Raw genomic sequence first — 25,426 nt, 5'->3', positions numbered from 1 at the left:
CCTAGGCGAGCGGAGGGCCGGACGCCCGCCGTCCGCTCCCGGACCGCGCCACCGCACCACCGCGCGGGGCGCCCGTCCCCCTTCTCCCGGCAGCCCTTACCGCGAAGTCCTTCTGGTCGGGCGCGGGCACCGCCAGCCCTGCGCAGTGCGGGCCTTCCCGTGGTCACAGCGGTCCGGGGCATGTGCTGCGGGTGCGCCGCGAAGTCGGGCCTGTCGGTGATCAGCGGGCATGGGGATGTCGACCCAGGCTGCGTGGGTTTCGCGACAGAGTCTGGACCAGGTGTCTTGTCATCGCTTGTCGGTGCGCGCTGCGCGGTTGGCCCAGGGGTGGTCCCTGGAGACTCCGGCCGCTCGCTCCGGGGTCAGTAAGGGCATGCTCGTGCACATCGAGCAGGGACGTACGAACCCGTGTATCGGCACGATGTGCAGGCTGACGGATGCCCTGGGAACGGCCCTGTCCCGGCTGGTCGAGACCTCGGAGCTGCCGTTGGCCCGTGTGGTCCGGGCCGGGGAGGGGGCGTGTCCGTGGCGTAGTGAGCACAGTCCCGGGCGGGCTGGCTGTGACCCGCCGGAGCGCCGGAGCCCCCGAATCGCCCGGGAACGCCGGAACGCCGTCGGCCACCGTCGATCACGGTGGCCGGCGGCGTTCCGAAGGCCTGGGGTCAGGCCTGGTCGGTGAGCGTGGCGTTCACCAGCGGACCGATGACCGCGAGGGCTTCGGGCGTCATCAGGTGCAGGTGCTCGAAGTCGACCACCTGGTAGCGGGGTTGCCGGGCGAGGTACGGCGCCCAGTCCTCCGCGCCGACCGTGCCGGCCGTGCCGGCCGTGCCGGCCGCCAGCGTGAGGCTGGACGCGACCAGGGTGGTGCGGCCGTGGAAGACGCCGACGCTGTGCCGGTCGGCCAGTGCCAGGTGGCCCGCCATGATCTCGGCGAGGTTGCCCACCTGCTCACGGGTCAGTTCGGCCAGCGGCGCGGCGTGGGAGCGCAGGGCGGCGATGAAGCCCTCGAACTCCAGCATCGAGTCGTCGATCTCGTCTCGGTCGAGGCCGAGCATGCCGAGGATGTCGAGGTACACGCTCTCCTCCCGGTGCCCGGCCGGGTTCGGGCTCGCGTCGATGATGGTCAGCGACGACACCTCCACGCCGAGCGACTCCAGCCGAACGGCCGTGGCGTGGGCCAGTTTTCCGCCGAAGGACCAGCCGAGAAGGTGGACCGGGCCGCCGTGGGCGCGGACGATCCGCTCCGCGTAGACCTCGGACATGTGCTCCAGGGTGATGTACCTGGCCGGGGTGGTGGCGACCCCCTCCGCCTGGAGCGCGAACACCGGAGCCGCCCGGTCGAGGTGCGGCAGCAGACCGGCGTACGGCCAGCCGAGGCCGCCCAGCGGGTGGACGCAGAACAGCGGGGCGGCATCTCCCTCCGCGCGCAGGGACAGCACCGGGGCGTAGGCGTCATGGCCGGTGGCGCCGTCGAGGTGGGCGGTGATGCCCGCCACGGTGGGCGTCTCGAACAGCATCCGCACCGGCACGTCGATGCCGAGCGCCGACCGGATCCGGCCGGTCAGACGGGTCGCCAGCAGCGAGTGGCCGCCGAGTTCGAAGAAGCTGTCGTCGACAGTCACCTCCTCGATCCCCAACACCTCGGCGAACACCGCGCACAGTGCCCGCTCGCGCTCGTCGCGGAGCGCGCGGCCGCCGCGACCGGCCGGGCGGCCCGGGGCAGGCAGCGCGCGCCGGTCGAGCTTCCCGTTCCGGGTGACGGGGATCGCCGGGATCTCCACCAGCGCCGACGGCACCAGGTGCGCCGGCAGCCGCCGCTCCAGCGACCGCCGCAGCGTGACCGTGTCGATCGCCCCGCCCGGCGGCGGGACGACGTAGCCGACCAGCCGGCGGTTGCCCGGCTCGTCCTCGCGGACGGTCACCGCGGCCGCGGCCACCCCCGGCTCCTCGCGCAGCGCCACCTCGACCTCGCCAGGCTCGATCCGGAACCCGCGGATCTTCACCTGGTCGTCCACCCGGCCCAGGAACTCCAGCTCGGCGGCGGCGTTCCAGCGCACCAGGTCGCCGGTGCGGTACATCCGCGACCCGGGCGGCCCGTACGGATCGGCGACGAACCGGGACGCGCTCAGCCCGCGCTGCCCCAGGTAGCCGTTGGCCACCGTGTCGCCCGCCACGTACAGCTCGCCGATCACGCCGTCGACCACCGGGCCCAGCCACTGGTCCAGCACGTACACGCGCACGTTCGCCATCGGCCGGCCGATCGGTACCTCGGGGGACGACGACGGCAGCTCCCGCCCGCGCCACGCGATGACGACGATGCCGGTCTCGGTCGGCCCGTACTCGTTGTGCACGGTCAGGGCACGGTTGCGGGCCAGCGCGCGGCGCAGCGACGCGGAGTGCGCCATCGCCTCGCCGGCCTGGACGATGTGCGTCAGCGGGGCCAGGTCGTCCTCGGTCCCGGGCAGCGCGTCGACCAGCGCCTGCAGCGCGATGTTCGGCAGGTGCGCCTCGGTGACGGATCGACGGCCGATCCAGGCGACCAGCGCCTGCGGGTCGCGCCGCACTTCGTCGGGGCAGAGCACCAGGGTCGCGCCGGACGCCAGCGCCGTGCACATCTCCTGGAGGGAGACGTCGAAACCGGCGGCGGCGAACTGGGCGACCCGCCGCTCGCGCGGCATCAGGGCGCGGTACTCCTGCGCGAGCTTGTGCAGGGCACGGTGCGGCACCAGGACGCCCTTGGGGCGGCCGGTGGAGCCCGAGGTGTAGATGATGTACGCGCTCTGCTCGGGGTGGGACGGTGCCGCGTCCAGGTCCTGGTCCGACTGTGCGGCCAGCGCCGCCGCCGTCCCGTCGTCGTTCAGCGCGATGCTCCGCACGCCGTTGAGCACCTGCGCGGGCCGCCCGGCGGTCAGGCAGAGCCGGGGCCGGGCGTCGTCGAGCAGGTACGCCAGCCGGTCGTCCGGGTACGCCGGGTCGAGCGGCAGGTAGGTGGCGCCGAGCTTCAGCAGGGCCGTCAGCGCCACGACCAGGTCCGGCGTGCGGGCCAGGTGGACGCCGACCCGGTCCTCCGGCCGGATCCCGCGCTCGGCGAGGTGGCGCGCCAACCGGTTGGCCCGGGCGTTGAGTTGACGGTACGTCAGGACGGTGGACTCGTCCTCCACCGCCGGCGTGTCGGGCGTCGTCCGGGCGCACTCCTCGATCATCGAGGCGACGGTCTGCTCCGGGTACACCGCCTCCGTGGCGTTGCGCTTGCCGAGCAGTTCGGCACGCTCGTCCGGCGAGACGATGTCGATCTTCGACAGTGCGGCCTCGGGGTGCGCCAGGACGAAGTCGAGCACGGCCATCCAGCGGGAGGTGATCCGCTCCACGGTCGCCGCGTCGAACAGCTCGGTGCGGTACTGGACCATCACGTCCAGGCCGCCCCGGTCCGACCGCTCGGAGACGCTGAAGAACAGGTCGAACACCGAGTTCCCGGTGGGCGCCTCCTGCACCTCCAGCTCCATCCCGGGCAGCGTGAACCGCTCCACCGGGCTGTTCTGCAGGAAGAACGCCACCTGGAACAGCGGGTGCCCCGACGCCGAGCGCTCCGGGTTCAGGCGCTCCACCACCTGGTGGAACGGCAGGTCCTGGTGCTCGTACGCGGCGATGCCGGTCTCCCGTGCCTGCGCGACCAGGTCGACGAACCGCGGGTCGCCCGAAGTGTCGGTCCGCATCACCAGGGTGTTGACGAAGAACCCGACCAGCTCCTCCAGTGCCTCGTCCGTGCGGCCCGCGATGCCGGTGCCGATCGCGATGTCGGTGCCCGCGCCGTACCGGGTGAGCAGCGCCGCCATGGCCGCCTGCAGCACCATGAATGTCGTCGCGCCCTGACTGCGGGCCAGCTCCGCCAGCCCCCGGTGCATCCAGGCGGGTACCTCCAGCCACGTGGTCGCGCCCAGCTGCGAGGTCGCCGCGTGCCGCGGCCGGTCGGTGGGGAAGCCCACCCCGTCCGGGAGCTCCGCGAGCTGCTCCGCCCAGTACTCCAGCTGCCGGGTGTACTCGCTGTGCGGGTCGGAAGGATCGCCCAGCAACTGCCGCTGCCACAGCGCGTAGTCGGCGTACTCGACCGGCAGCGCGTCCCAGGCCGGCGCGCCGCCGGAGCGCCGGGCCGTGTACGCCGTCACCAGGTCGCGGGCCAGCGGGCCCATCGACCAGCCGTCGGCGGCGATGTGGTGGATCAGGATAAGCAGCACGTGCTCGTCCGGACCGGTCCGGAAAAGCCACGTCCGGATCGGGATCTCGGCCGCCAGGTGGAAGGCGTGCCGGGCCGCCGCGGCGAGCCGGGCCGCGGACTGCGCGGCCGGCACCGTCTCCTCGATGAAAGACGCCTTTGCCTCGGCGGCCGGCAGCACATGCTGCTCGGGAACGCCGTCCAGCACCGGGAAGACCGTGCGCAGCGGCTCGTGCCGGGCCACCAGGTCGTCCACCGCCGCGCGCAGCGCCGCCGTGTCCAGGTCGCCGGCCAGCCGGAACGCGAACGGCATGTTGTATGTCGGCGACGGGCCTTCCAGGCTGTGCTCGAACCAGATCCGCTGCTGCGCGTGCGACAGCGGCAGCGCCGCCGGCCGCACCGCCCGCTCCAGCACCGGCCTGGCCCGCGTCCCGCCGGTCAGGCGCTGGGCCAGCTCGGCGACGGTCGGTGCCTCGAACAGCGCCCGGACGGGGAGCTCCACGTCCAGCGCGGTGCGGACGCGGCTGACCAGCCGGGTGGCGAGCAGCGAGTGGCCGCCCAGGTCGAAGAAGCTGTCGTCGATGGTGACCCGGTCGACGCCCAGCACCTCCGTGAACAGGTCGCACAGTAGCGCCTCGCGGTCGTCGCGCGGGCTGCGCCCGGAGCCGTCGCCGGTGTACGTGGGCGCCGGCAGCGCCTGGCGGTCGACCTTGCCGTTGGTGGTCATCGGGATGGTGTCGATCAGCATGAGCACCGAGGGCACCATGTACTCCGGCAGCCGCTCGGCGAGCCCGGCGCGCAGCACCTTGATCAGCCGGCCCGCCGCCATCGTCCGGGTCGGCGTGTTGACCAGTGCGCCCGGGCGGGACTCGGCATGCCACAGCCCGTCGAGCGGGGCGGTGGCCAGTTCGGCCGGCAGCACCACCGCGTCGAACAGGTCGGCGCGATCCCCGCAGTAGGTGGTGACCACCGCCCGGCCGTTGGCGTCGCCCCAGGCGTGCAGAGACTCGGGGTCGAGCGCGTGCCCGGTGTCGGCCGCCGGGAGGTCCGCGAGCCGGGCCCCGGGCGCGGCGTCCTCCAGCGCCCGTAGGGCGTGCCACTCCGCCGCGGTCCGCTCGTTGAGCAGGCCGCGGATCCGGACGCCGCCGGCGTGCGCCGCGACGATCTCCTCGACGGCCGCCAGGCCGCCACCCGGCCACGCCACCTCGGGCAGCCGTGCCACTGGGTGCGAGGGCACGGGCGCCTTGTGCAGCGTCACGTCGTAGCGGTGCAGGGACATCTCGTTGCGGCCCAGGCCCCGCTTCAGCCGGACGTCGACCGCGCCGACGTCCGCGCGCCCGGTCAGCGCCGTGAAGAACCCGGGATCGACGACGAGTTCCCGCTCCAGCCGCAACGCCGCGTCGGCCGCCTCCAGAACCCGCGCCGCCGCGGCGTCCGCGCCGAAGCGTCCGGCCTGGAGCGCGACGTGGAAGGCGCGCAGCGACATCCGGTTGCGCACGTCGCCGACGAAGATCCGCCCGCCGGGACGCAGCAGCGTCAGCGCGCCCTCCAGCACCCGCGCCAGGTAGTCGCCGGACGGGAAGTACTGGATCACGGAGTTGATCACGACGGTGTCGAAGTGCCCGGCGGGCAGGCCCTCGAAGTCGTCCGCGCCGCGGGTGGAGAGGTGGGTGCGCCCGGCCCACTCGGTGTCGCGCAGCTGACGGGTCAGTCGGTCGATCACCGAGGCGGAGAAGTCGGTGGCCCAGTAGGACTCCACGTGCGGCAGCAGCTCGCTGAGCAGCAGGCCGGTGCCGACGCCGATCTCCAGCACGTTGCCCGGCTCCAGCGCGAGGATCCGGCCGACCGTGGCGGCCTGCCATTCGCGCATTTCGTCGAGCGGGATCGGTCCGCCGGTGTAGGAGCTGTTCCAGCCGGAGAAGTCCGCGCCGGCCCCGACGGCGTTCTCCTCCCCGTACAGGGTCTCGTACGTCGCCTCCCAGTCGGCCACGAAGTCGCCCGGGTCGGTGTCCGCGTCCGGCATCGGCACCACGTAGCCGACCAGGCGGCGGTCGCCGGGGACGTCCTCGCGCACCACCACGGTGGCGGCCAGCACCGCCGGGTCCTCCCGCAGCACCGCCTCGACCTCGCCGGGCTCGATCCGGTGGCCGCGCAGCTTCACCTGGTTGTCGGCGCGGCCGATGAACTCCAGCTGCCCCCGCGCGGACCAGCGGACCACGTCCCCGGTCCGGTACATCCGCGACCCGGGCGGCCCGAACGGGTCCGCGACGAAGCGCTCGGCGGTCAGCGCGGCCCGCCCCAGGTAGCCGCGGGCCTGGCCCGCGCCCGCGACGTACAGCTCGCCCGCGACGCCGTCGGCCACCGGCTCCAGCGCCCCGTCCAGGACGTAGGCCCGGGTGTTGGCCAGCGGCCGGCCGACCGGGACGCCGGCGCCGAGGTCGGCGTCCGCGTCGATCGGGAAGTGCAGGACGAATGTGGTGGTCTCGGTCGGCCCGTAGCCGTCGACGATCCGGACCTCCGGCGCCGCCTCCCGGACCAGGTCCACCGCCGAGGCAGGCACCACATCGCCGCCCGACCAGATCTCGGTCAGGGTGCGCAGCCGCTGCGGGTACTCTGCGGCGATCACCGTGAACAGCGCCGCCGTCATCCACGCCGCCGTCACGCCGTACTCCTCGATGCACCCCGTCAGCACGGCCGGGTCGGCCGCGCCGGGCGGGGCGAGCACCACCGTGCCGCCCGAGCACAGCGGCACCCACAGCTCGTACGTGGAGGCGTCGAACACGTGCGGGGAGTGCGCCAGCACTCGGCTGTGCCCGCTGCCCCACGCCGGGTCCTGCACCAGCTCGGCGACGTTGCGGTGGGTCGTCGCGATGCCCTTGGGACGGCCGGTGGAACCTGAGGTGTACATCAGGTAGGCCAGCTGGTCCGGCCGCACGACGGGCAGCGCGGCGCCGTCGGCGGGGCCGTCCAGCACCGAGCCCAGGTCGGCGACCCGCGCGCCGGGCGCCAGCGCGGCGAGCCGCTTGACCGCGTCGGCGCTGGTGACGACGCACACCGGGTGCGCGTCGGCCATCACGTAGTCGATGCGGGCGTCCGGATAGCCGAGGTCGACCGGGAGGTACGCGGCCCCCGCCTTGAGGATGCCGAGCAGGACGGCGAGCAGCTCCGGCGAGCGGGGCAGGGCGACGGCGACCGGGTCCTCCGCCCGGATGCCCCGGGCGAGCAGCCAGTTCGCCACCCGGTTGGCCCGCTCGTCCAGCTGCCGGTACGTCCACTCCCCGTCCTGGGAGACCAGCGCGACCGCGTCCGGGGCCCTGCGGACCTGCGCGGCGAACAGCTCGGTCAGCGGGGCGTCGAGCACCGGGTGGGCGGTGTCGTTGCGCCCGACCAGCAGCTCGGCGCGCTCGGCGGCGGTGAGGAGCGGCAGGCGGCTGAGCCGGGTCTCCGGCGCGGCCGCCGCCCCGGCCAGCATCCGCTGCCAGCGCTCGAACAGCCGGACCACGCTTGCCGCGTCGTACAGGTCGGTCGCGTAGTCGATGTGGCAGGTCACACCGGCCGGCCGGCCGTCCTCGTCGAACTGCTCGAACAGGTCGACGTGCAGGTCGAATTGGGTGCGGCCGGTCGGCGGCGCGTCGTAGGCGACGTCCAGATCCGCCAGGGCGAAGTCGGGGGCCTTGTTGTTCTGCACCGCCAGGATGATCTGGAACAGTGGGTGGTGGGCGGCCGAGCGGCGCGGGTTGACCCGCTCCACCAGGTGGTCGAAGGGCACGTCCTGGTGCTCGTACGCCACCAGGCAGGTCTCCCGGACCCGCCGCAGCAGCTCCGCGAAGGTCGGGTCGCCGCTGGTGTCGGTCCTGATCACCAGTGTGTTGACGAAGAACCCGACCAGGTCGTCCAGGCCGTTGTCGAGCCGGCCCGCGATCGGCGCGCCGACCGCGGTGTCCGTGCCCGCGCCCATCCTGGTCAGCAGCGCCGCCATCGCGGCCTGCACCACCATGAACAGCGTCGCGCCCGAGCCCTGCGCCAGCGCCACCAGCTCCCTGTGCAGCTCGGCGGACAGCTCGAAGGTCTCCATCGAGCCCCGGTACGAGGCCACCGCGGGCCGCGGCCGGTCGGTCGGGTACGACACCACTTCCGGTAGCCCCGCGAGGTGCTCCGTCCAGTAGTTGACTTGCCGGGACATCACACTCGCCGGGTCGTCGCCGGCCCCCAGCGTCTCCAACTGCCACAGCGTGTAGTCCGCGTACTGCACGGGCAGCGGGGCCCAGCCCGGCTCACCGCCCGAGCGCCGCGCTGCGTACGCCGCCATCAGGTCCTTGGCCAGCGGCACCAGCGACCAGCCGTCGCCGGCGATGTGGTGGACGATCACCAGCAGCACGTGCCGCTCCGGCGCCACCTCGAACAGCCAGGCGTGCAACGGGAGATCGCGCGCCAGGTCGAAGGTGTGGGTGGAGGAGACCGCCGGCAGCTCGCCCTCCAGGTCCGCGGCGTCCAGCCGGCGGCGGTCGAGCTCGACGAACGCCTCCGCGGCCGGGACGACGCGCTGCTCCGGAGTGCCCTCGACGTCCGGGTAGACGGTCCGCAGCGACTCGTGGCGGCGCACCAGGTCGCCGAGCGCGCCCTCCAGCGCGGCGCTGTCGACCCGCCCGTCCAGACGCAGCGCGAGCGGCATGTTGTACGTCGACGACGGGCCCTGCAGGCGGTCCTGGAACCACAGGCGGCGCTGCGCGTACGACAGCGGGATGCGCTCCGGGCGGACCTGCGGGGTCAGCGGCTCGCGCGGCGGGGCGCTGTCGCGCAGCCGCTGGGCGAGCTCGGCGACGGTCGGCGCCTCGAACAGTTGGCGCAGCCGCAGCCCGGCACCGGTGGCGGCGCGGATCCGGCCCAGCAGCCGGGTGGCGAGCAGCGAATGGCCGCCCAGCGCGAAGAAGTTGTCATCGATCGACACCCGGTCGACACCCAAAATCTCGCCGAACAGTCGGCACAGCAGCGCCTCCTGGCCGTCGCGCGGGGCCCGGCCGTCGGCCCCGAGGGCGTCCTGCGGCTCCGGCACGAGAGCGCCGGCACCCGCGCCGGTGCGCGCCGGCAGTGCCGCCGGCTTCCGCCCGCCGGGGGCGGGGAACTCGCCGACCCGGGTCGCCGGGTCGTCGGCGGCCTGCGTCAGGACCGCGACCCAGCCCTCCATCAGGGAGCGGACGGACTCCGCCTCGAACAGGTCCAGGGCGTAATGCGCCACCAGGTGGATCCCGCCCGGCCGGCCGTCGTCGGTCCACGACTCGGTGACGTCGAAGTGCACGTCGGTCAGCAGCTTCCCGGTGGACAGGATCTCCGCGGAGACCTCCGCGCCCGCCACCTCGATCCGCGCATCCGGCGTGTTCTGGAGCGTCAGACTGACCTGGTACAGGGGGTGGTGCGCGGTCGAGCGCACCGGGTTGAGCGCTTCCACCAGCCGGTCGAACGGCAGGTCCTGGTGCTCGTCGGCGCCGATACAGGTCTCCCGCACCCGGGCCAGCAGGTCGGCGAAGCGCGGGTTGTCCGCAGTGCTGGTGCGGACGATCAGGGTGTTGACGAAGAAGCCGACCAAGTCGTCGAGTTCGTCCTCGGTGCGGCCGGCCGCCATCGTGCCCACCGCCAGGTCGGCGCCCGCGCCGGCGCGGGTGAGCAGCGCCGCCAGGCTCGCGTGCAGCACCATGAACAAGGTGGTGCCGGTGCGGCGGCCCAGCTCCGTCAGCCGCTCGTGCAGTTCGGCGGGGACGCTCAGCGGCAGCGTCGCGCTGTTCTGCGAGGCGACGGCCGGACGCGGACGGTCGGCGGGGAAGCCGACCCGCTCCGGCAGGCCGGCCAACTGCTTCTGCCAGTACCGTACTTGGCGGTACAGCGGGCTATCCGGCGCGTCGACCGCGCCGAGCCGGCCGCGCTGCCACAGCGTGTAGTCGGCGTACTGGACCGGCAGCGGCGCCCACCCGGGCGCCCGGCCCGCGCACCTGGCGGCGTAGGCGGCCGTCAGGTCGTCGGCGAGCGGCCGCATCGACCAGCCGTCGCCCGCGATGTGGTGGACCACGATCAGCAGCTGGCGCAGCTCCGGCCCGGCCTCGAACAGCCAGGCCCGGAACGGGATCTGGGTGGCCAGGTCGAACTCCTGCCGGGCCGCGTAGCGGACGGCCGCGTCCAACTCGGCGGCCGGCAGGCGCATCTGCCGGACCAGGTCCTCGGCGGCCGGAGTGGCCACGATCCGCTGCTCCGGCACCCCGCTGTCGGCCACGAACACGGTGCGCAGGGCCTCGTGCCGGTCCACCACGTCGCGCAGTGCCTCGATCAGCGCCACGGTGTCGACCGGGCCGGTGATCCGGAAGCTGAACGGGATGTTGTACAGCGCCGACGGCCCGTTGAGCTGCTCGACGAACCACAGCCGCTGCTGCGCCAGGGACAGCGGCAGCGGGTCGGGGCGCTCCAGCGGTGTCAGCGGCGCGCGCCGCCGGCCGGCCTGCCCGCCGACCCGGGCGGCCAGCTCCGCGACGGTGGGCGCGTCGAACACGGTCCTGATCGACAGGTCCGCGTCGTACCGGGCCCGCAGCCGCCGCACCAGCCGGATGCCGTGCAGCGAGTTGCCGCCGAGGTCGAAGAAGCTGTCGTCGATGCTCACTCGCTCCACGCCGAGCAGCTCGGCGAAGAGCGCGCACAGCTCCCGCTCGGCGGCGTCCCTCGGCTCCCGGCCGCCCGCGGCCGTGTACGTGGGTGCCGGCAGCGCCTTGCGGTCGACCTTCCCGTTCGGGCTGATCGGCAGCTCGTCCAGGACCACGATCGCGGACGGCACCATCTGCTCGGGCAGCCAGGTGCGGATCCGGCGCCGCAGCGCCGCCGGATCGATCTCGGCGCCGGACCGCGCGACCACGTAGCCCACCAGCCGCTGGTCGCCGGCGGCGTCCTTGCGGGCGAGGGCCACCGCTCGGGCCACCGACGGGTCCTCGCGCAACACGGACTCGATCTCGCCGAGCTCGACCCGCACGCCGCGGATCTTGACCTGGTGGTCGATCCGTCCGACCAGTTCCACCAGCCCGTCGGGGTGGAACCTGGCCAGGTCGCCGGTGGCGTACAGGCGCTCCGAGCGCACCGGGCCGTGCGACCACTCGAAGAACTTCGTCGCCGTCAGTTCCGGGTTGCCGTAGTACCCCTCGGCGACGCCGAGGCCCGCCATGTGGATCTCGCCCACCACGCCGACCGGGACCGGCTGCTTCGCCGCGTCCAGTACGTACAGCCGCTGTCCGGCCATCGGCCGTCCGAACGGGATGCTCGACCAGCCCGGCAGCGGCTTGCCCGCCAGGAACCAGGTGGAGGAGATGGACACCTCGGCGAACCCGCCGAAGACGTGCACCCGGATGCCGGGGGAGAGGGCCTCCAGGCGCTCGGGGAGGTCCGGCAGGCTCCAGTCGCCGCCCAGGATCACGGTGCGGATGCCGGTCCGGTCGTCGAGCGCGCGCACGTGCTCGACGTAGAGCTCCAGCAGCGCGGGCGCGGAGTTCCACACCGTGACGCCGTGCTCCCGCACCAGGTCGTGCCAGTGCGCCGGGTCCTTGCTGCGGCCCGGGTCGGGGAAGACCACCGAGCCGCCGGCCACGGCGAGGCCCAGCAGCTCGTAGACCGACATGTCGAAGCTCGGCGAGGACAGCGCGATCGCCCGGTCCGCAGGGCCGACCCCGGCGGTGGCGCTGATGTCGGGCAGGTTGTTGACGACGCCCCGGTGCCGGATGGCGATGCCCTTGGGCCGGCCGGTGGAGCCGGAGGTGAAGATGATGTAGCAGAGGTCGTCCGGGCCGGCGACGTCCTCGGGGGCGTGGTCCGGCAGCTGCTCCAGCTCCGCGGCGTCCCGGTCCATCAGCACCACCGGGACGTCGGTGCGCGGCAGCCGCGGCACCAGCGGCGCCTCGGTGACCAGGGCGTGGCAGTCGGCGGCGCCCATCATGTACGCCAGGCGTTCGACGGGGTAGTCGGCGTCCATCGGGACGTACGCGGCGCCCGCCTTGAGGATGCCCAGGATCGCCACCATCAGGTCCGGTCCCCGGTCCAGGCACAGCGCGACCCGGCCGCCCCGGCCGACGCCGAGCGCCCGCAGCCGGTGGGCGAGCCGGTTGGCGGCCCTGTCGACCCGGCCGGCGCTCCAGACCGTGCCGCGGTGGATCAGCAGCGCCCCGTCGGGGTCGGCCGCGACCCGTTCGGCGACGCACGCGTGCAGGGTGCGGTCGTGGTCGAACCTGGTCGGGGTGTCGTTCCAGTCGACCAGCATCCGCTGCTGCTCCGCGGCCGTGAGCAGCGGGGCCTCGGTGCGCGGGCGCAGGCCCGGGTCGGCGACGCAGGCGGCCAGCAGGGTCGTCAGGTGTCCGAGCAGCCGCTCGACGGTTGCGTGGTCGAACGCGTCGGCGTCGAAGGCCACGTCCAGGTGGACCTGTTCGGCGGACTCCCGCACCTCGACCACCAGTTGGTGCTTCGACGGCTCGTCGGCCGTTGGCCGGAACACCGCGTCGGCGGCCAGGTAGCGCTCCTCGTCGACCTGCCGGCGTCCGGTCAGGCGGACGGTGCGGAGGAGGTCGGCGAAGGTGTCCTCGCGCCCGGGCGTGATCGCCAGCAGCTCGCCGGGCGCGCCGCCGAGCTCGATCGGCTCGGGGCCGTCGTACCGGGCCAGCACCGCCGCGAAGGCGGCCGTCAGCACGGAGAACAGGTCGGTGTCGTTGTCGGCCGCCAACGAGCGGGCGGCGACGAGCAGTTCGGGGTCGAGTGCGCGGGTGGTGCTTGCCTCTTCGGAGGGCGAATTCGATCCGTCGGCCCCCCTGGTGTCCTGCGGTGCGTGCGGAAGCCTCGGCAACCTGGGCATACGCCTCTTTCCGTCCTTCCCCCGAAATAGCGGCACAGGGCACGGTGCGCCGACTCCGGGCACGCGCGACCGGTGTCACCGGGGCGTGGGGTCGGCGGCTGTCATCCGTCAGAAGTAAGTGGTCCGGCCCCGGGCGCCAATGGGCACGCCACAGGCAGGTTTCAGCGGCCATGACCATTTCAACGTAGGTGCTGGGTCCAAGATAATCAACACCCCATTTAGCGCCCGACCGAAAGGATCCGGCCGATTCCGGCGCGGAGCCGCCGCCGCCCCCGAAGAGCGGTTGTCAGGCGCTCGAAGCTGCGGTTAGGGTGATGATCGAAAAGCAATATGCCGCTACGGGGATGGTTAATTTGACGAATCCTTTCGATAATACAGAAGGGCAATACCTCGTGCTGACCAATGCCGAGGGGCAGCATTCACTATGGCCTGCATTCGCCGACGTTCCCGCTGGCTGGAGCCCGGTTCACGGACCGAAAGCGCGGGAGGAGTGCCTCGAATATATCGAGCAGAACTGGACCGACCTGCGTCCGAAATCGCTGATCGAAGCACTGCGCGGCGACGGCCGGTAATGCGCGGCCATGTAGATCGATGATCCCCGCGCACAACGCGTCCGCCGACGATTTCACGCTCTCGTCATGCGACTTTCACAATTCCGGAAGAGGTTCGGCGTCAGATGGCGAATGCCACCGATCAAGGAGTCGCGAGCCAGTTCGACAGTAGGCTCGACATCCAGCTCGAAGCCGGGGCCCCGCCGCTGGTGGTCACCCCTGAGCTGCCCTCACTCGCCGACGCGCTGGACTGGCTGCGCTCGGTCGACGACGACCTCCGCGCCGCCACCCGCACCCACGGGTCGCTGTACCTGCGCGGCCTGCCGGTGCGCGACGTGCAGGACTTCAGTGCCGTCCGCGACCTCCTCGTCCCGCAGCGCACCCCGTACCGGGAGAAGGCCACACCGCGGCACAGCTACGGCGACGACGTGTTCTCCTCCACCGACCTGCCGCCGGCCCAGCCCATCCGCATGCACAACGAGAACAGCTACACCCTGGACTTCCCGGGGACACTGGTCTTCTGCTGCCTCACCGCCCCGGCGGAGGGCGGCGCCACTCCGGTCGCCGACTGCCGGACGGTCCTGCGCGAGCTGCCCGACCACCTGGTGCGCCGGATGCGTGCCACCGGCTGGGCGCTGCGGCGCAACTACTCCGACCTGGTCTCGCTGGACTGGCGCACCGCCTTCGCCGCCGACCGCGCCGAACAGGTGGAGGCCTACTGCGCCGAGAACTTGATCGCCGAACGCTGGAGCGGCGACGACCTGAGCACCAGTCAGATCCGGGCCGGCATCATCACGCACCCGCACACCGGTGACGAAGTCTGGTTCAACCACTTGGCGTTCTGGAACTCGTGGTCCCTGGACGAGGAGATCCGCGAATCCCTGGTCGACGAGTTCGGCCCCGACGGCCTCCCCTTCGAGACGTCCTTCGGCGACGGCGAACCGCTCACCAGGGACGACCTCGCCACCCTCAACGCCGCTTACGCCGCCGCCACCGTCCGGCGCTCCTGGCGGCCCGGCGACGTGATGGTGGTCGACAACATCCTCACCGCCCACGGCCGGGAGCCGTTCCGGGGCGAGCGCCGCATCGTCGTCGCCATGGGCGACCCGGTCTCCGTCCGGGACTGCCTGCCCACCGTCGACGCCGAGGCGAGGTTCGTCTGAGATGACCGACCGTCACGTCACCGGCCCCGACCCGCTGACCCGGTTCCTGCGGGCCGCCGCCGCCACGCCGGACCGCCTCGCCGTCCGCTCCCGCGGCGCCGGCCTCACCTTCGCCCAGCTCGCCGACCGCGTCACCGCCCTGGCCGGCGCCCTGCGCGAGCGCGGCGTACGCCGTGGCGACCACGTCGGCGTCTGCCTGGAGCGCGGCGTCGACCTCGTCACCGCACTGCTCGCCGCCTGGAGCACGGGCGCAGCCTACGTGCCGCTCGACCCGCGCCATCCCGACGAGCGGATCGCCTTCATGATCCGCGACTGCGGCCCGCGGCTGGTCGTCACGGCCGACGACCGCCCGACCCGGCTCACCGGCGTCGAGGTGATCGTCCCCGCCGCCGTCGGCCCCGCCACCGCGCCGGTGCCTGTGACCCCCGCCGACGCCGCCTACGTCATCTACACCTCCGGCTCCACCGGCGTACCCAAGGGCGTCGTCGCGACCCGGGGCGGCGTGGCCTCCCTGCTGCACCGGCTCGAAGCCGTCGGCGCCTACCCCGACGAGCACCGCGTGGTCGGCTGGAACGCCAGCGCGTCCTTCGACGCCTCCGTCCAGCAGTGGGCACGGATCTGCCGCGGCGACACCGTCGTCGTCCTCGACGAGGAGGAGCGGCGCGACCCCGCCCGCTTCGGCGCCGCACTGGCCGAGTACGGGATCACCGACGTCGACGCCACCCCGTCCCATTGGGAGGCCGTGGAGCCCGGGAACACCAGCCTGCCGCTGCGCCTGTTCCTCGGCGGCGAGCCGGTCTCCCCCGCGCTGTGGCGGCGACTGGCCGAGGCCGGGCGGCAGGGCCGCGTCGAGGCGTACAACCTGTACGGGCCGACCGAGTGCACCGTCGACTCCACCACCGCCCCGATCGAGGGCGACGAGCCGCACATAGGCCCGCCGCTGCCCGACGTCGAGGCCCACGTGCTGGACGACCGCCTGGCGAAGGTCCCGGTGGGCGTCACCGGCGAGCTCTACCTCGCCGGCCCCGCCGTCGCCCGCGGCTACGTCAACCGCCCTGGCCTGACCGCCGAACGCTTCGTCGCCGACCCGTTCGCCGGCGGCGGAGGCCGGATGTACCGCACCGGCGACGAAGTCCGGTGGCGGGCCGACGGCGCACTGGAGTTCGTCGGCCGGGCCGACCGCCAGGTCAAGGTGCGCGGCTTCCGGATCGAACCCGGCGAGATCGAGGCCGCCGTCGCCGCCTACCGCGAAGGCTGCGCCGCCGTCGTGGTGGCCCGCGCCGACGACCTGGTCGCGTACTGCGTCGGCGACGTCGACCTCGACGCGCTGCGCGCGCACCTGGCCGCACAGCTGCCGGCCCACCTGGTCCCCGCACGCCTCGTCCCGATCGCTGCGTTCCCGCTGACCGTCAACGGCAAGATCGACCTCGCCGGGCTCCCCGACCCCGACGCCGACCGGATCGACGGGCGGCAGCCGGAAGGCAAGTACGAGGAGCTGGTCGCCGACGTGTGGGCGGATGTCCTCGGCCGGGACCGGGTCTTCGCCGACGACGACTTCTTCGCCCTCGGCGCCCACTCGCTGATGGCGATCCGCGTCGTGGCCCGGGTCAAGAAGGAGCTCGGCACGGCCCTGTCCATCCGCGACGTCTACCGGCGGCCGCTGCTGCGGGACTTCGCGGAGTTCGTCCGGGCCACCCACGTCGGCGCGGCCGCGACGGCCGAGCGCTAGAGGAGAACACATGACCAACCGCCTGGGGGCGGCCCGGCAGAACACCGCCGTGATCCGCCCGAAACAGCTCGACGACGCCGCCACCACCCTGGTCTGCCTGGGCTTCTGCGGCGGCGGCACCGGGGCCTACCACCCGTGGGCCGAGGTCGTCGCACCGGACGTGGACCTCGCGCTGGTCTGCTACCCCGGCCGGGACGGCCGCTTCATGGAGGACTTCGCCACTACCTGGGACGAGCTCGCCGAGGACGCCACCCGCGCCGTCGTCTCCGCCGTCGGCGACCGCCCCTACGTCCTGTTCGGCCACAGCATGGGCGGTTGGATGGCCTTCGACGTCGCCACCCGGCTGGAGGCCCGGGGCAGCTCCGTCCCCGACGCCCTGGCGGTGTCCTCGTGCAACGCCCCGGCCCGCGGCCTCACCCCGCGCGACATGTTCCCGGCCCGCCAGGACACCGACGAGGACCTGATGACCTGGATGCGCACCCACGGGCTGGTCGCCGAACACGTGCTCGACGACCCGGACCTGCTGGAGATGGCTGTGGAGATCATGCGCGCCGACATCGCCGTGCGTGACACCTTCCACCACAACGGCGCCCTGGGCGTCACCATGCCGGTGCAGTTCCTCGCCGGCGCCGAGGACGTGGTGATCGAGGCCGACGCGCCCGCCCGGTGGAAGGAGCTGGCCCTCGGCTCCTACCGGCACGACCAGCTGCCCGGCGGGCACTTCTACACCCCCGAGGTATGGCGGACCCTGCCCACCCGGATCAGCGCGATCAACCCGTAGAAACGATCCAGGAAGGCTCCGGGAGTACCCAGCCCATGACCGATCAGTTCACCGTGAAGGCCACCTACGGCCAGGTCTTCGCGGTCGCCCAGTTCCGTGCCGTCTTCGCCGGCCGGCTGCTCGGCGTCATGTCCGACACCCTGCGGGCCGTGGCACTCGCGGTGCTGGTGTACGACCGGACCGGCTCACCGCTGCTCACCGCGGTGACGATGACCATCAACTTCCTGCCGCAGGCCGCCGGCGGCCTGTTCCTCGCCGCGATGGCGGACCGGTTCACCCCGCGCACCCTCATCAGCACCGGCTACGCCCTCCAGTGCGCGGTCGGGCTGCTGCTCGCGATGGGGCACCTCCCGGTCGCCGCCAGCCTGGTCCTGGTCGCCGGCGTGGCCTGCCTGACCCCGGTCACCACCGGGGCCACGGCCAGGGTCCTCGCGGAAGCCCTCACCGGCGACACCTACGTCCTCGGGCGCTCGCTGTCCTACATCGTCGCCGTCTCCGCGCAGATGGTGGGCATGGCCGCCGGCGGGACGCTGGTGGTCTGGCTGGGCGTGGAGCGCACGATGCTGGTCACCGCCGGGGCGCACCTGGTCGCCGCGGCGATCAGCCGGCTGTTCCTGTCGCCCGCCCGGGCGCCCCGCGCGAGCGCGCCGGCGACGGGCGGCGGGTCGATCATGCGCCGGACCCTGCGGGGCAACGCGGCGCTGGTCGCCAGCCCCGGCGTGCTCAAGCTGATCATGGTGCAGTGCCTGCCCGCCGCCTACCTGGCCGCGGCGGGCAGTCTGCTCATCCCGTACAGCGCGCACCGCGGGTTCAGCCCCCAGCAGACCGGCGTCCTGCTGGCCGCCACCTCGGTCGGCATGCTGATCGGCGACGTCGTCATCGGCCGGGCGTTCGCGCCCGCCACCCGGGAACGGCTGGTCCTGCCGCTGCTGTTGGTGATGGGCACCCCCTCGCTCACGCTCGCCCTGGACCTGCCCTATCCGTCGGTCGCCGCCGCCTACGTCGTCACCGGCACCGGCTCCGCCTACCTGCTCGGCCTGCAGCGGCGCTTCCTGGAAGCCGTTCCCGCTGGACTCCAGGGTCAGGGCTTCGCGTTGCTGAATACCGTCACCATGAGCATCCAGGGCGTCGGCCCCCTGGTGTTCGGAGTGGTCGCCGAGTTCGTGCCGGTCGGCATCGCGATCGCGCTGACCGGAGTGGGCAGCGTGGCCACCACCCTGCTGCTGCGCGAAGCGGCCCGACCGAGGGTGAGTTCGGCCGAGGCCGCCTGAGCACCCGCGACGCGGCGAAGGGAGAACAGCAGTCCGCCGACCCCTACGAATGGATTCATCTATGGAGGCTCGGTCGATTGTTCCACGTCGCTACCTCAACGTGCTGGTGGACCTGTCGGCCGTCGCGCACAACACGCGCGTCGTCCGACAGGCCGTCAGCCGGCCCGCCACCGCAGTGATGGCCGTCGTCAAGGCCGATGCCTACGGGCACGGCGCGATCGACGTCGCCCGCGCGGCGCTCGACGCCGGGGCGACCTGGCTCGGCGTGTACACCACGGCCGAAGCACTCGAACTGCGCCGGGCCGGCCTCGACGCCCCGATCCTCGCCTGGCTGCACAACTCGGTGGAGAGCATGTGCCTGGCCACGGCGGCCGGCGTGGACGTCTCGGTGCAGTCCGCCCGCACCCTGGCCTTCGCGGTCGACGCCGGACGAAGCGCCGGACGCCCGGCCAGGGTCCACCTGGAGGTCGACACCGGGCTCGCGCGCGGCGGGGCGGCGCTCCAGCACTCGGCGGCCCTGCTGGACGCCGCCAAGGCCGCCCAGAGCCAAGGCCTGATCGAGGTGGTCTCGGTGTGGTCGCACCTCTCCCACGGCGAAGTCCCGGGCCACCACACGCTGGATGAACAGGCGAAGCTACTCGACGACGCGTGGCGGCGGGCCGTCGACACCGGCCTCGACGTCCGACGCCACCTCGCCGGATCCCTGTCGGCGCTCACCAGGCCCGACCTCCACCTCGACATGATCCGAACCGGCTCGGCCCTCTACGGCCTGCTGCCGTACACGGAGCGCCACAGTTTCGACCTCCGGCCCGCCATGCGAGTCACCAGCCACGTCGCGTTGACCAAGTGGGTCGAAGCCGGTCAAGGCGTCTCCTACGAACACGACTGGGTCGCGCCGAGCGCGCTCAACCTGGCCCTGATCCCGGTCGGCTACGCCGACGGAATCCCGCGCTCCCTCAGCGGACGCCTCTCGGTCTCCATCCGCGGCCGGCGCTACCCCGTCGTCGGACGCATCTGCATGGACCAGATGATCGTCAACTGCGGTGACGAGAAAGTGGAGGAGGGGGAGGAGGTGGTCCTCATCGGCAGCGAGTCGGACGGCGAGCCCACCATCCACGAATGGGCGCTCGCCATGAACACCACCCCGTGCGAGGTCACCACCTACTTCGATCGCCCGCACGTCAACCGGCAGACCGTGCCGGCGGTCGGCACCCGTCCCTGGACGGGCTGAACCCGTCTACGAGGTGCCACGGCCGTAATCCCCCCAGACGCCCCTCCATCGACCTCGCGCAGGACGCTACAAGTGAGCAGCAGGTGGCGAATGTCGGTGCCGCTGAGCGCATGGACGCAGACCAGCACCATCACGAGGCGTTGGAAGTCGTTCTGCGCATGGCTGAGGACGCCGGCCAGCCGGTCCGGGGGCTCTTGCCGAAGGGCCCGGAAGACGAGCGCCCGCGCCTTTCCCCGACCCGCCCACCGCATCGGGTGGTACAGTACGAGGAGCACGCGTAGCACGCCTCTTTTCCGGCGTCGGTGCCTTTTCCTCTCAGATCCTTTTCCGGAGTCGCTCCGGTTCGCCGATCCGCCCGTCGTCTCCGACGGCGCACCGGCTTCCCCGCACCACCTCGTCGGCAGGGTCTCTCCCGCCGTGACCGGGGTGCTGTTCCCGCCGCCCGGAGGCGCGCGTCCGCCCTCCCCGCACGGTCTGTCTCCTCCCCCTGCTCGCATGTCCCCGCCCGTCGTCCACGAAAGGACCGGCCCGCATGACCACCACCACGCTCGATCACGCTCCCGTACAGCAGCAGCCCCGGCTCGTCACCGGTGTCCTCGACATCGACTCCGCCGGGAAGGGGCATCTGCGCGCAGAGAACTGCATGCCCTCCCCCGACGACCCGCCCGTCTCCCCCGCGCTGCTGCGCCGCCACGGCCTGCGCAAGGGTGACGACGTGGAGGGCGTCCTCAACGAGAGGGGCGGTCTGACCGACATCACCCGGGTCGGCGGCCGTACGCCCGGCGCACTGCGCGGCCGACGCGACTTCCACGACCTGACGCCCCTTCACCCGCGGCAGCGGCTGCGCCTGGAACACCCGGGTTCCGCCCTGGCCGGACGGGTCGCCGACCTGCTCACTCCGGTCGGCAAGGGGCAGCGCGGACTGCTCGTGGCCCCGCCCAAGACCGGCAAGACGGTCCTCATCCAGCAGCTCGCGGCGGCCGTCGCCGGCAACCACCCGGAATGCCGGCTGATGGTGGTGCTCCTCGACGAACGGCCCGAGGAGGTCACCGACATGCGCCGCTCGGTGCGCGGCGAGGTGTACGCCTCGACCTTCGACCGGCCGGCCCGGCAGCACATCGCGCTCGCCGAACTGGTCATCGAGCGGGCCAAGCGGCGGGTCGAGGCCGGCGAGGACGTCGTCGTACTGCTCGACTCGCTGACCCGGCTGTGCCGTGCCTACAACAACGCGGCCGCGTCCGGTGGCCGCACCCTCAGCGGCGGCGTCGACGCCTCCGCGCTGCTCGGCCCCAAGCGGTTCTTCGGCGCCGCCCGCCAGGCCGAGGAGGGCGGCTCGCTGACGATCCTCGCCTCCGCCCTGGTGGAGACCGGCTCCCGCGCCGACGAGTTCTACTTCGAGGAGCTGAAGAGCACCGGCAACATGGAGCTGCGGCTCAGCCGCGAGGCGGCCGCCCGCCGGCTCTTCCCCGCCGTCGACATCACCGGCTCGGGCACCCGGCGTGAGGAACTGCTGCTCACTCCCGCCGAGTTGAGCGCCGCCCAGGGGCTGCGCCGGGTGCTGGGGTCCGGGGACGGGCCGTCCGGCCTGGAGACGCTGCTGGGGCGGATGCGGGAGACCCCCGACAACGCGACGTTCCTGCGGCGCGTCCGGCCGACCCTGCCCGGCGACTGACACCGCGTCGGCGTGTGGCATCCGGGTGCTCGCGGACGGCGCCCGGCCGGGGCAGCGCGGTGTTCCGGGGGTCCATTCCTACGTTTGCGGTATGACTGTCGGATTTGCTTCGCGGGCGGCTGTGTCCAGCGGTGCGCTGTGCACGGCCGGGCTGCTGGCACTCGCTCCCGCCGCGGCGACCACCGGTACCGGCATCGACCCCGGCCCACCGGCCACGGCGGCGCCCGCGTCGCTGCTGTACCGGCACGGCACGCACGTCCGCCCGCGCCCGGGGGCGCCCGAGGTCCCGGAGCTGTCCGCGCGCTCCTGGCTGGTCGCCGACGCCGACACCGGCGCCGTACTGGCGGCGCACGACGCGCACCGCAGACTGCCGCCCGCCAGCACCCTGAAGACGCTGTTCGCCCTCACCGTGCTGCCCGTCCTGCCCGCCGGCATCCGGCACCGCGTCAGCGAGGAGGAACTGGCGGGCATCGGCCCCGGCAGCAGCCTCGTCGGGGTCGCGGAGAACCGCACGTACCGGGTCTCGGACCTGTGGAACGGGGTGTTCCTCAACTCCGGCAACGACGCCGTGCGGGTGCTGGCCGCGCTCAGCGGCGGCTGGCGGGCCACGGCACGGCGCATGGAGGAACAGGCCCGCGCCCTGGGCGCCCGGGACACCCGGGTGAAGTCACCGGACGGCTACGACGCGCCCGGCCAGGTGTCCTCGGCGTACGACCTGGCGGTGTTCGGCCGGGCCGGTCTGCGCCGTCCGGACTTCGCGCGGTACTGCGCCCGGGCCGCGGCCCGGTTCCCGGACCGCGACGGCGGCTCCTACGGCATCGTGAACACCAACCGGCTACTCACCGGCGCGGACGGCGTCGATCCCTACCGGGGCCTGGTCGGCGTCAAGAACGGCTACACCAGCCACGCCGGACACACCCTGGTCGCGGCCGCGCGCCGGGGCGGGCGCACCCTCGTGGCGACGGTCATGAACCCCCGTTCCGGCGGCGGCCTCGCGGTGTACGAGGAGGCGCGGGCGCTGCTGGACTGGGGGTTCGGGGCGGCCGGGCGGGTGGATCCGGTGGGCTCGCTGGACGCGCTGCGCCCCCGGCCGCCGGGCGGACCGGAGGCAGAGCCCGCGGCCGCCGGCGCGGGACGGCTCGGCGACCGGCCGGGACGGACGGCGACCTGGACGATCGCCGGTGCCGCGCTGCTGGGCGGCGCGGGCGTGGCCGTGTTCCTGCGCCTCAGATGGGGTCCGGTACCGAAAGGCTGAGCGGGACGGTCAGCCCTCGCCCGTGCCCGCGAGGACCTCCGGGCGCAGCAGACCGGCCAGGGTGTCGGCAGGCAACAGGCCCTTCTCCAGGACGAGTTCGGCGACCCCGCGGCCGGTGGCGAGGGCCTCCTTGGCTATTCCCGTGGCGGCCGTGTAGCCGATGTGCGGGTTGAGGGCGGTGACCAGGCCGATGGAGTTCTCGACGGTGGCACGCAGCGCCTCGGTGTTGGCGGTGATGCCCACGACGCACCGCTCGGCGAGGGTGAGGCAGGCGGCCCGCAGATGGGTGAGGGACTTGGCCAGGGAGTGCAGGATGACCGGCTCGAAGGCGTTGAGCTGAAGCTGCCCGGCCTCGGCGGCCATGGTGATGGTGACGTCGTTGCCGATCACCTCGAAGGCGACCTGGTTGACGACCTCGGGGATCACCGGGTTGACCTTGCCGGGCATGATGGACGAACCGGCCTGCACCGGCGGGAGGTTGATCTCGCCGAGGCCGGCGCGCGGCCCGGAGGACAGCAGCCGCAGGTCGTTGCAGCTCTTGGAGAGCTTGACGGCGACACGCTTGAGCACACCGGACATCTGGACGAACGCGCCGCAGTCCTGGGTCGCTTCGACCAGGTTGGCGGCCGTCACCAGCGGCAGCCCGGTGATCGCGGCGAGGTGGCGGCGGGCCGACTCGGCGTATCCGGCGGGGGCGTTGAGGCCGGTGCCGATGGCGGTCGCGCCCAGGTTGATCTCGTGGATCAGCTCGACGGCCTCGGCGAGCCGGCTGCGGTCCTCGTCCAGCATGACGGCGTACGAGGAGAACTCCTGCCCGAGCGTCATCGGGACGGCGTCCTGGAGCTGGGTGCGGCCCATCTTCAGCACGTCGCGGAACTCGACGGCCTTGGTGGCGAAGGCGTCCTGCAGCACCGCCATGGCGTCCAGCAGGCCGTGCACCGCGAACACCGTCGCGATCTTCACGGCGGTCGGGTAGACGTCGTTGGTGGACTGGCCGAGGTTGACGTCCTCGTTGGGGTGCAGGTGGGTGTACTCGCCCTTGGCGTGGCCCAGCAGTTCCAGCGCCCGGTTGGCGATCACCTCGTTGGCGTTCATGTTGGTGGAGGTGCCGGCGCCGCCCTGGACGACGTCCACCACGAACTGCTCGTGCAGCCGGCCCGCGCGGATCTCCCGGCAGGCCTGCGCGATCGCCGCCGCCTTGCGCGGCTCCAGCAGCCCCAGCTCCTCGTTGGCGAGGGCGGCGGCCTCCTTGACGGCGGCCAGGGCGTCGACGAGGTGCGGGTGGGCGGAGATGGGGGTGCCGGTGATGGGGAAGTTCTCGGTGGCGCGCAGGGTGTGCACGCCCCAGTACGCCTCGGCGGGGACGTCACGGTCGCCGAGCAGATCGTGCTCGCGGCGGGTGGCTGCGGTCATGGGGGTGCGGGTGCTCCTTCTGAGGATGAGGGTGGGCGCCGCCCCACGACGCGGGAGGCCCACCGTGGGGCGACCCATGGCGGGGCGACCCATGGCGGGGCGACCCATGGTGGGGCGGCCCATGGTGGGGCGGCCCATGGTGGGGCGGCCCATGGTGTCCGCCCCGTGGCGGACGGCCCGCGCGGGGCCGTCCGGGCGACGGTGGCGGCCCCGCGCGGGGCGGTCAGGCGCAGGCCGAAACGGTCACCGGGTCCAGCGCGCGCACCGGGCGCACCGCGCCCACCGGCCTCCCGCCACCGAGCAGCGGCTCTCCCGCGAACCGGGTGAGCAGGGCCGGGTCCACGCCCGCGCGGGCGAGCGCCGCCGCGGCGACCGGGACGCGCGCCCGGTCGGCCCCGTCGGCGATCTTCACGGCGACGGCGGTGCCGTCGGGCAGGGCGGCGACCTGCACGCCCTCGAAGCCGTCCTTGGCGAGCAGTCCGGGGACCGCCCGCATCAGCGCGGCGACGTCCCGGCGGGTTCCGGAGGCGGTCTCCGGGTGCGCGCGCATCGCGTCGGCCACCCGGGCCTCGGGGGTGCCGGGCGCGGCGGTGGTGATCCTCGCCGCGGCGCGGGCCAGGCCGTGCAGGGAGACGGAGAACAGCGGCGCGCCGCAGCCGTCGACGGTCACCGTCGCGACGCGCTGCCCGGTGAGGTCCTCGACGATCTCGGCGATCGCCTGCTGGAGGGGGTGCGCGGGGTCGAGGTAGTCGTCCAGGGACCAGCCGTTGAGCCCGGTGGTGTACAGCATGGCGGCGTGCTTGCCGGAGCAGTTCTGGGCGAGCCGGGAGGGCGGGCGGTTCTCGCGCACCCAGATGTCCCGCACGGCCGGGTCGAAGGGCAGGTCGGGGACGTTGCGGAGGTGGTCCTCGGTCAGTCCGGCGAGGTCGAGGATGCGGCGGGCACCGGCGAGGTGGTGTTCCTCGCCGGAGTGGCTGGCGGCGGCGAGCGACAGCAGCGCGCCGTCGAGCGGGAGCCCCGCGCGGAGCATCGCGACCGCCTGGACGGGCTTGAGGGCGGAGCGCGGGTAGCAGGCGGCCTCGATGTCGCCGAGCTGGAACCGGACCTCGCCGTCGGGGCCGAGGACGACGACGGAGCCGTAGTGGATGCCTTCCACGACACCGCCGCGTATCAGGTGGGCGACGGGGGCGTGGAGGGGCTCGCGGATCAGGGGTGCGTCCGCGGGGAGACTGGTGTTCATCACTGCCTGGGGTGGTCGTGGGACGGCGCGTGGGGTCGTGCGCC

12 protein-coding genes are annotated in these 25,426 nt (G+C 73.3%); 9 read left to right on the top strand and 3 right to left on the bottom strand.

Going from position 1 to position 25,426, the window contains the following annotated elements:
• Positions 1-229 precede the first annotated feature (229 nt).
• On the top strand, positions 230-679 hold the full coding sequence (locus FHX78_RS38290) for a helix-turn-helix domain-containing protein (protein WP_425282237.1): 450 nt from the start codon (positions 230-232) through the stop codon (positions 677-679).
• On the opposite strand, the gene FHX78_RS32525 is transcribed toward FHX78_RS38290, so the two are convergent.
• Positions 663-13,076: a non-ribosomal peptide synthetase gene (locus FHX78_RS32525; RefSeq protein ID WP_145870934.1), complete on the bottom strand. Its 12,414-nt coding sequence runs from the start codon at positions 13,074-13,076 to the stop codon at positions 663-665. The two genes, FHX78_RS38290 and FHX78_RS32525, sit on opposite strands and share 17 nt — an antisense overlap.
• Before the next feature lie 353 nt (positions 13,077-13,429).
• On the opposite strand from FHX78_RS32525, the gene FHX78_RS32520 reads away from it, so the two are divergent.
• The 8 genes from FHX78_RS32520 (at position 13,430) to FHX78_RS32485 (ending at position 22,729) form a co-directional block, all read left to right on the top strand.
• Complete coding sequence (locus tag FHX78_RS32520; protein ID WP_145872262.1) at positions 13,430-13,648, top strand: MbtH family protein; 219 nt, start codon at positions 13,430-13,432, stop codon at positions 13,646-13,648.
• A 104-nt stretch (positions 13,649-13,752) separates the two neighbouring features.
• Positions 13,753-14,790, top strand: a complete 1,038-nt coding sequence (locus tag FHX78_RS32515) for a TauD/TfdA family dioxygenase (protein WP_145870933.1) — start codon at positions 13,753-13,755, stop codon at positions 14,788-14,790.
• A 1-nt stretch (position 14,791) separates the two neighbouring features.
• A complete protein-coding gene (locus tag FHX78_RS32510; RefSeq protein ID WP_145870932.1) occupies positions 14,792-16,519 on the top strand; it encodes a non-ribosomal peptide synthetase in 1,728 nt (575 codons plus the stop codon).
• 10 nt (positions 16,520-16,529) lie between these two features.
• Positions 16,530-17,300, top strand: coding sequence for a thioesterase II family protein (locus tag FHX78_RS32505; protein ID WP_145870931.1), 771 nt, complete (start codon positions 16,530-16,532; stop codon positions 17,298-17,300).
• Positions 17,301-17,335: 35 nt separating this feature from the next.
• Positions 17,336-18,571, top strand: a complete 1,236-nt coding sequence (locus FHX78_RS32500; RefSeq protein ID WP_167531915.1) for an MFS transporter — start codon at positions 17,336-17,338, stop codon at positions 18,569-18,571.
• Between the two features lie 61 nt (positions 18,572-18,632).
• Complete coding sequence (gene alr / locus FHX78_RS32495) at positions 18,633-19,802, top strand: alanine racemase (RefSeq protein ID WP_167531914.1); 1,170 nt, start codon at positions 18,633-18,635, stop codon at positions 19,800-19,802.
• 532 nt (positions 19,803-20,334) lie between these two features.
• Positions 20,335-21,474: a transcription termination factor Rho gene (rho, locus tag FHX78_RS32490; RefSeq protein WP_145870928.1), complete on the top strand. Its 1,140-nt coding sequence runs from the start codon at positions 20,335-20,337 to the stop codon at positions 21,472-21,474.
• A gap of 91 nt (positions 21,475-21,565) precedes the next feature.
• Complete coding sequence (locus FHX78_RS32485; protein ID WP_145870927.1) at positions 21,566-22,729, top strand: D-alanyl-D-alanine carboxypeptidase family protein; 1,164 nt, start codon at positions 21,566-21,568, stop codon at positions 22,727-22,729.
• Between the two features lie 9 nt (positions 22,730-22,738).
• Here the strand turns inward: FHX78_RS32485 and aspA are convergent, their stop codons facing one another.
• Both aspA and FHX78_RS32475 read right to left on the bottom strand, forming a co-directional pair.
• On the bottom strand, positions 22,739-24,142 hold the full coding sequence (aspA, locus tag FHX78_RS32480; RefSeq protein ID WP_145870926.1) for an aspartate ammonia-lyase: 1,404 nt from the start codon (positions 24,140-24,142) through the stop codon (positions 22,739-22,741).
• Between the two features lie 223 nt (positions 24,143-24,365).
• Positions 24,366-25,382, bottom strand: a complete 1,017-nt coding sequence (locus FHX78_RS32475) for an asparaginase (protein WP_145870925.1) — start codon at positions 25,380-25,382, stop codon at positions 24,366-24,368.
• Positions 25,383-25,426 lie beyond the last annotated feature (44 nt).

The sequence above is a fragment of the Streptomyces capillispiralis genome (assembly GCF_007829875.1).
GTDB lineage: Bacteria > Actinomycetota > Actinomycetes > Streptomycetales > Streptomycetaceae > Streptomyces > Streptomyces capillispiralis.
This window is presented reverse-complemented; position numbering and strand designations above follow the sequence as displayed.

Bases quoted from the DNA above. Each gene is read 5' to 3' on its own strand.
- FHX78_RS38290 (WP_425282237.1), top strand. From the start codon at position 230: ATGGGGATGTCGACCCAGGCTGCGTGGGTTTCGCGACAGAGTCTGGAC.
- FHX78_RS32525 (WP_145870934.1), bottom strand. From the start codon at position 13,076: ATGCCCAGGTTGCCGAGGCTTCCGCACGCACCGCAGGACACCAGGGGG.
- FHX78_RS32515 (WP_145870933.1), top strand. From the start codon at position 13,753: ATGGCGAATGCCACCGATCAAGGAGTCGCGAGCCAGTTCGACAGTAGG.
- FHX78_RS32510 (WP_145870932.1), top strand. From the start codon at position 14,792: ATGACCGACCGTCACGTCACCGGCCCCGACCCGCTGACCCGGTTCCTG.
- FHX78_RS32505 (WP_145870931.1), top strand. From the start codon at position 16,530: ATGACCAACCGCCTGGGGGCGGCCCGGCAGAACACCGCCGTGATCCGC.
- FHX78_RS32500 (WP_167531915.1), top strand. From the start codon at position 17,336: ATGACCGATCAGTTCACCGTGAAGGCCACCTACGGCCAGGTCTTCGCG.
- alr (WP_167531914.1), top strand. From the start codon at position 18,633: ATGGAGGCTCGGTCGATTGTTCCACGTCGCTACCTCAACGTGCTGGTG.
- rho (WP_145870928.1), top strand. From the start codon at position 20,335: ATGACCACCACCACGCTCGATCACGCTCCCGTACAGCAGCAGCCCCGG.
- FHX78_RS32485 (WP_145870927.1), top strand. From the start codon at position 21,566: ATGACTGTCGGATTTGCTTCGCGGGCGGCTGTGTCCAGCGGTGCGCTG.
- aspA (WP_145870926.1), bottom strand. From the start codon at position 24,142: ATGACCGCAGCCACCCGCCGCGAGCACGATCTGCTCGGCGACCGTGAC.
- FHX78_RS32475 (WP_145870925.1), bottom strand. From the start codon at position 25,382: ATGAACACCAGTCTCCCCGCGGACGCACCCCTGATCCGCGAGCCCCTC.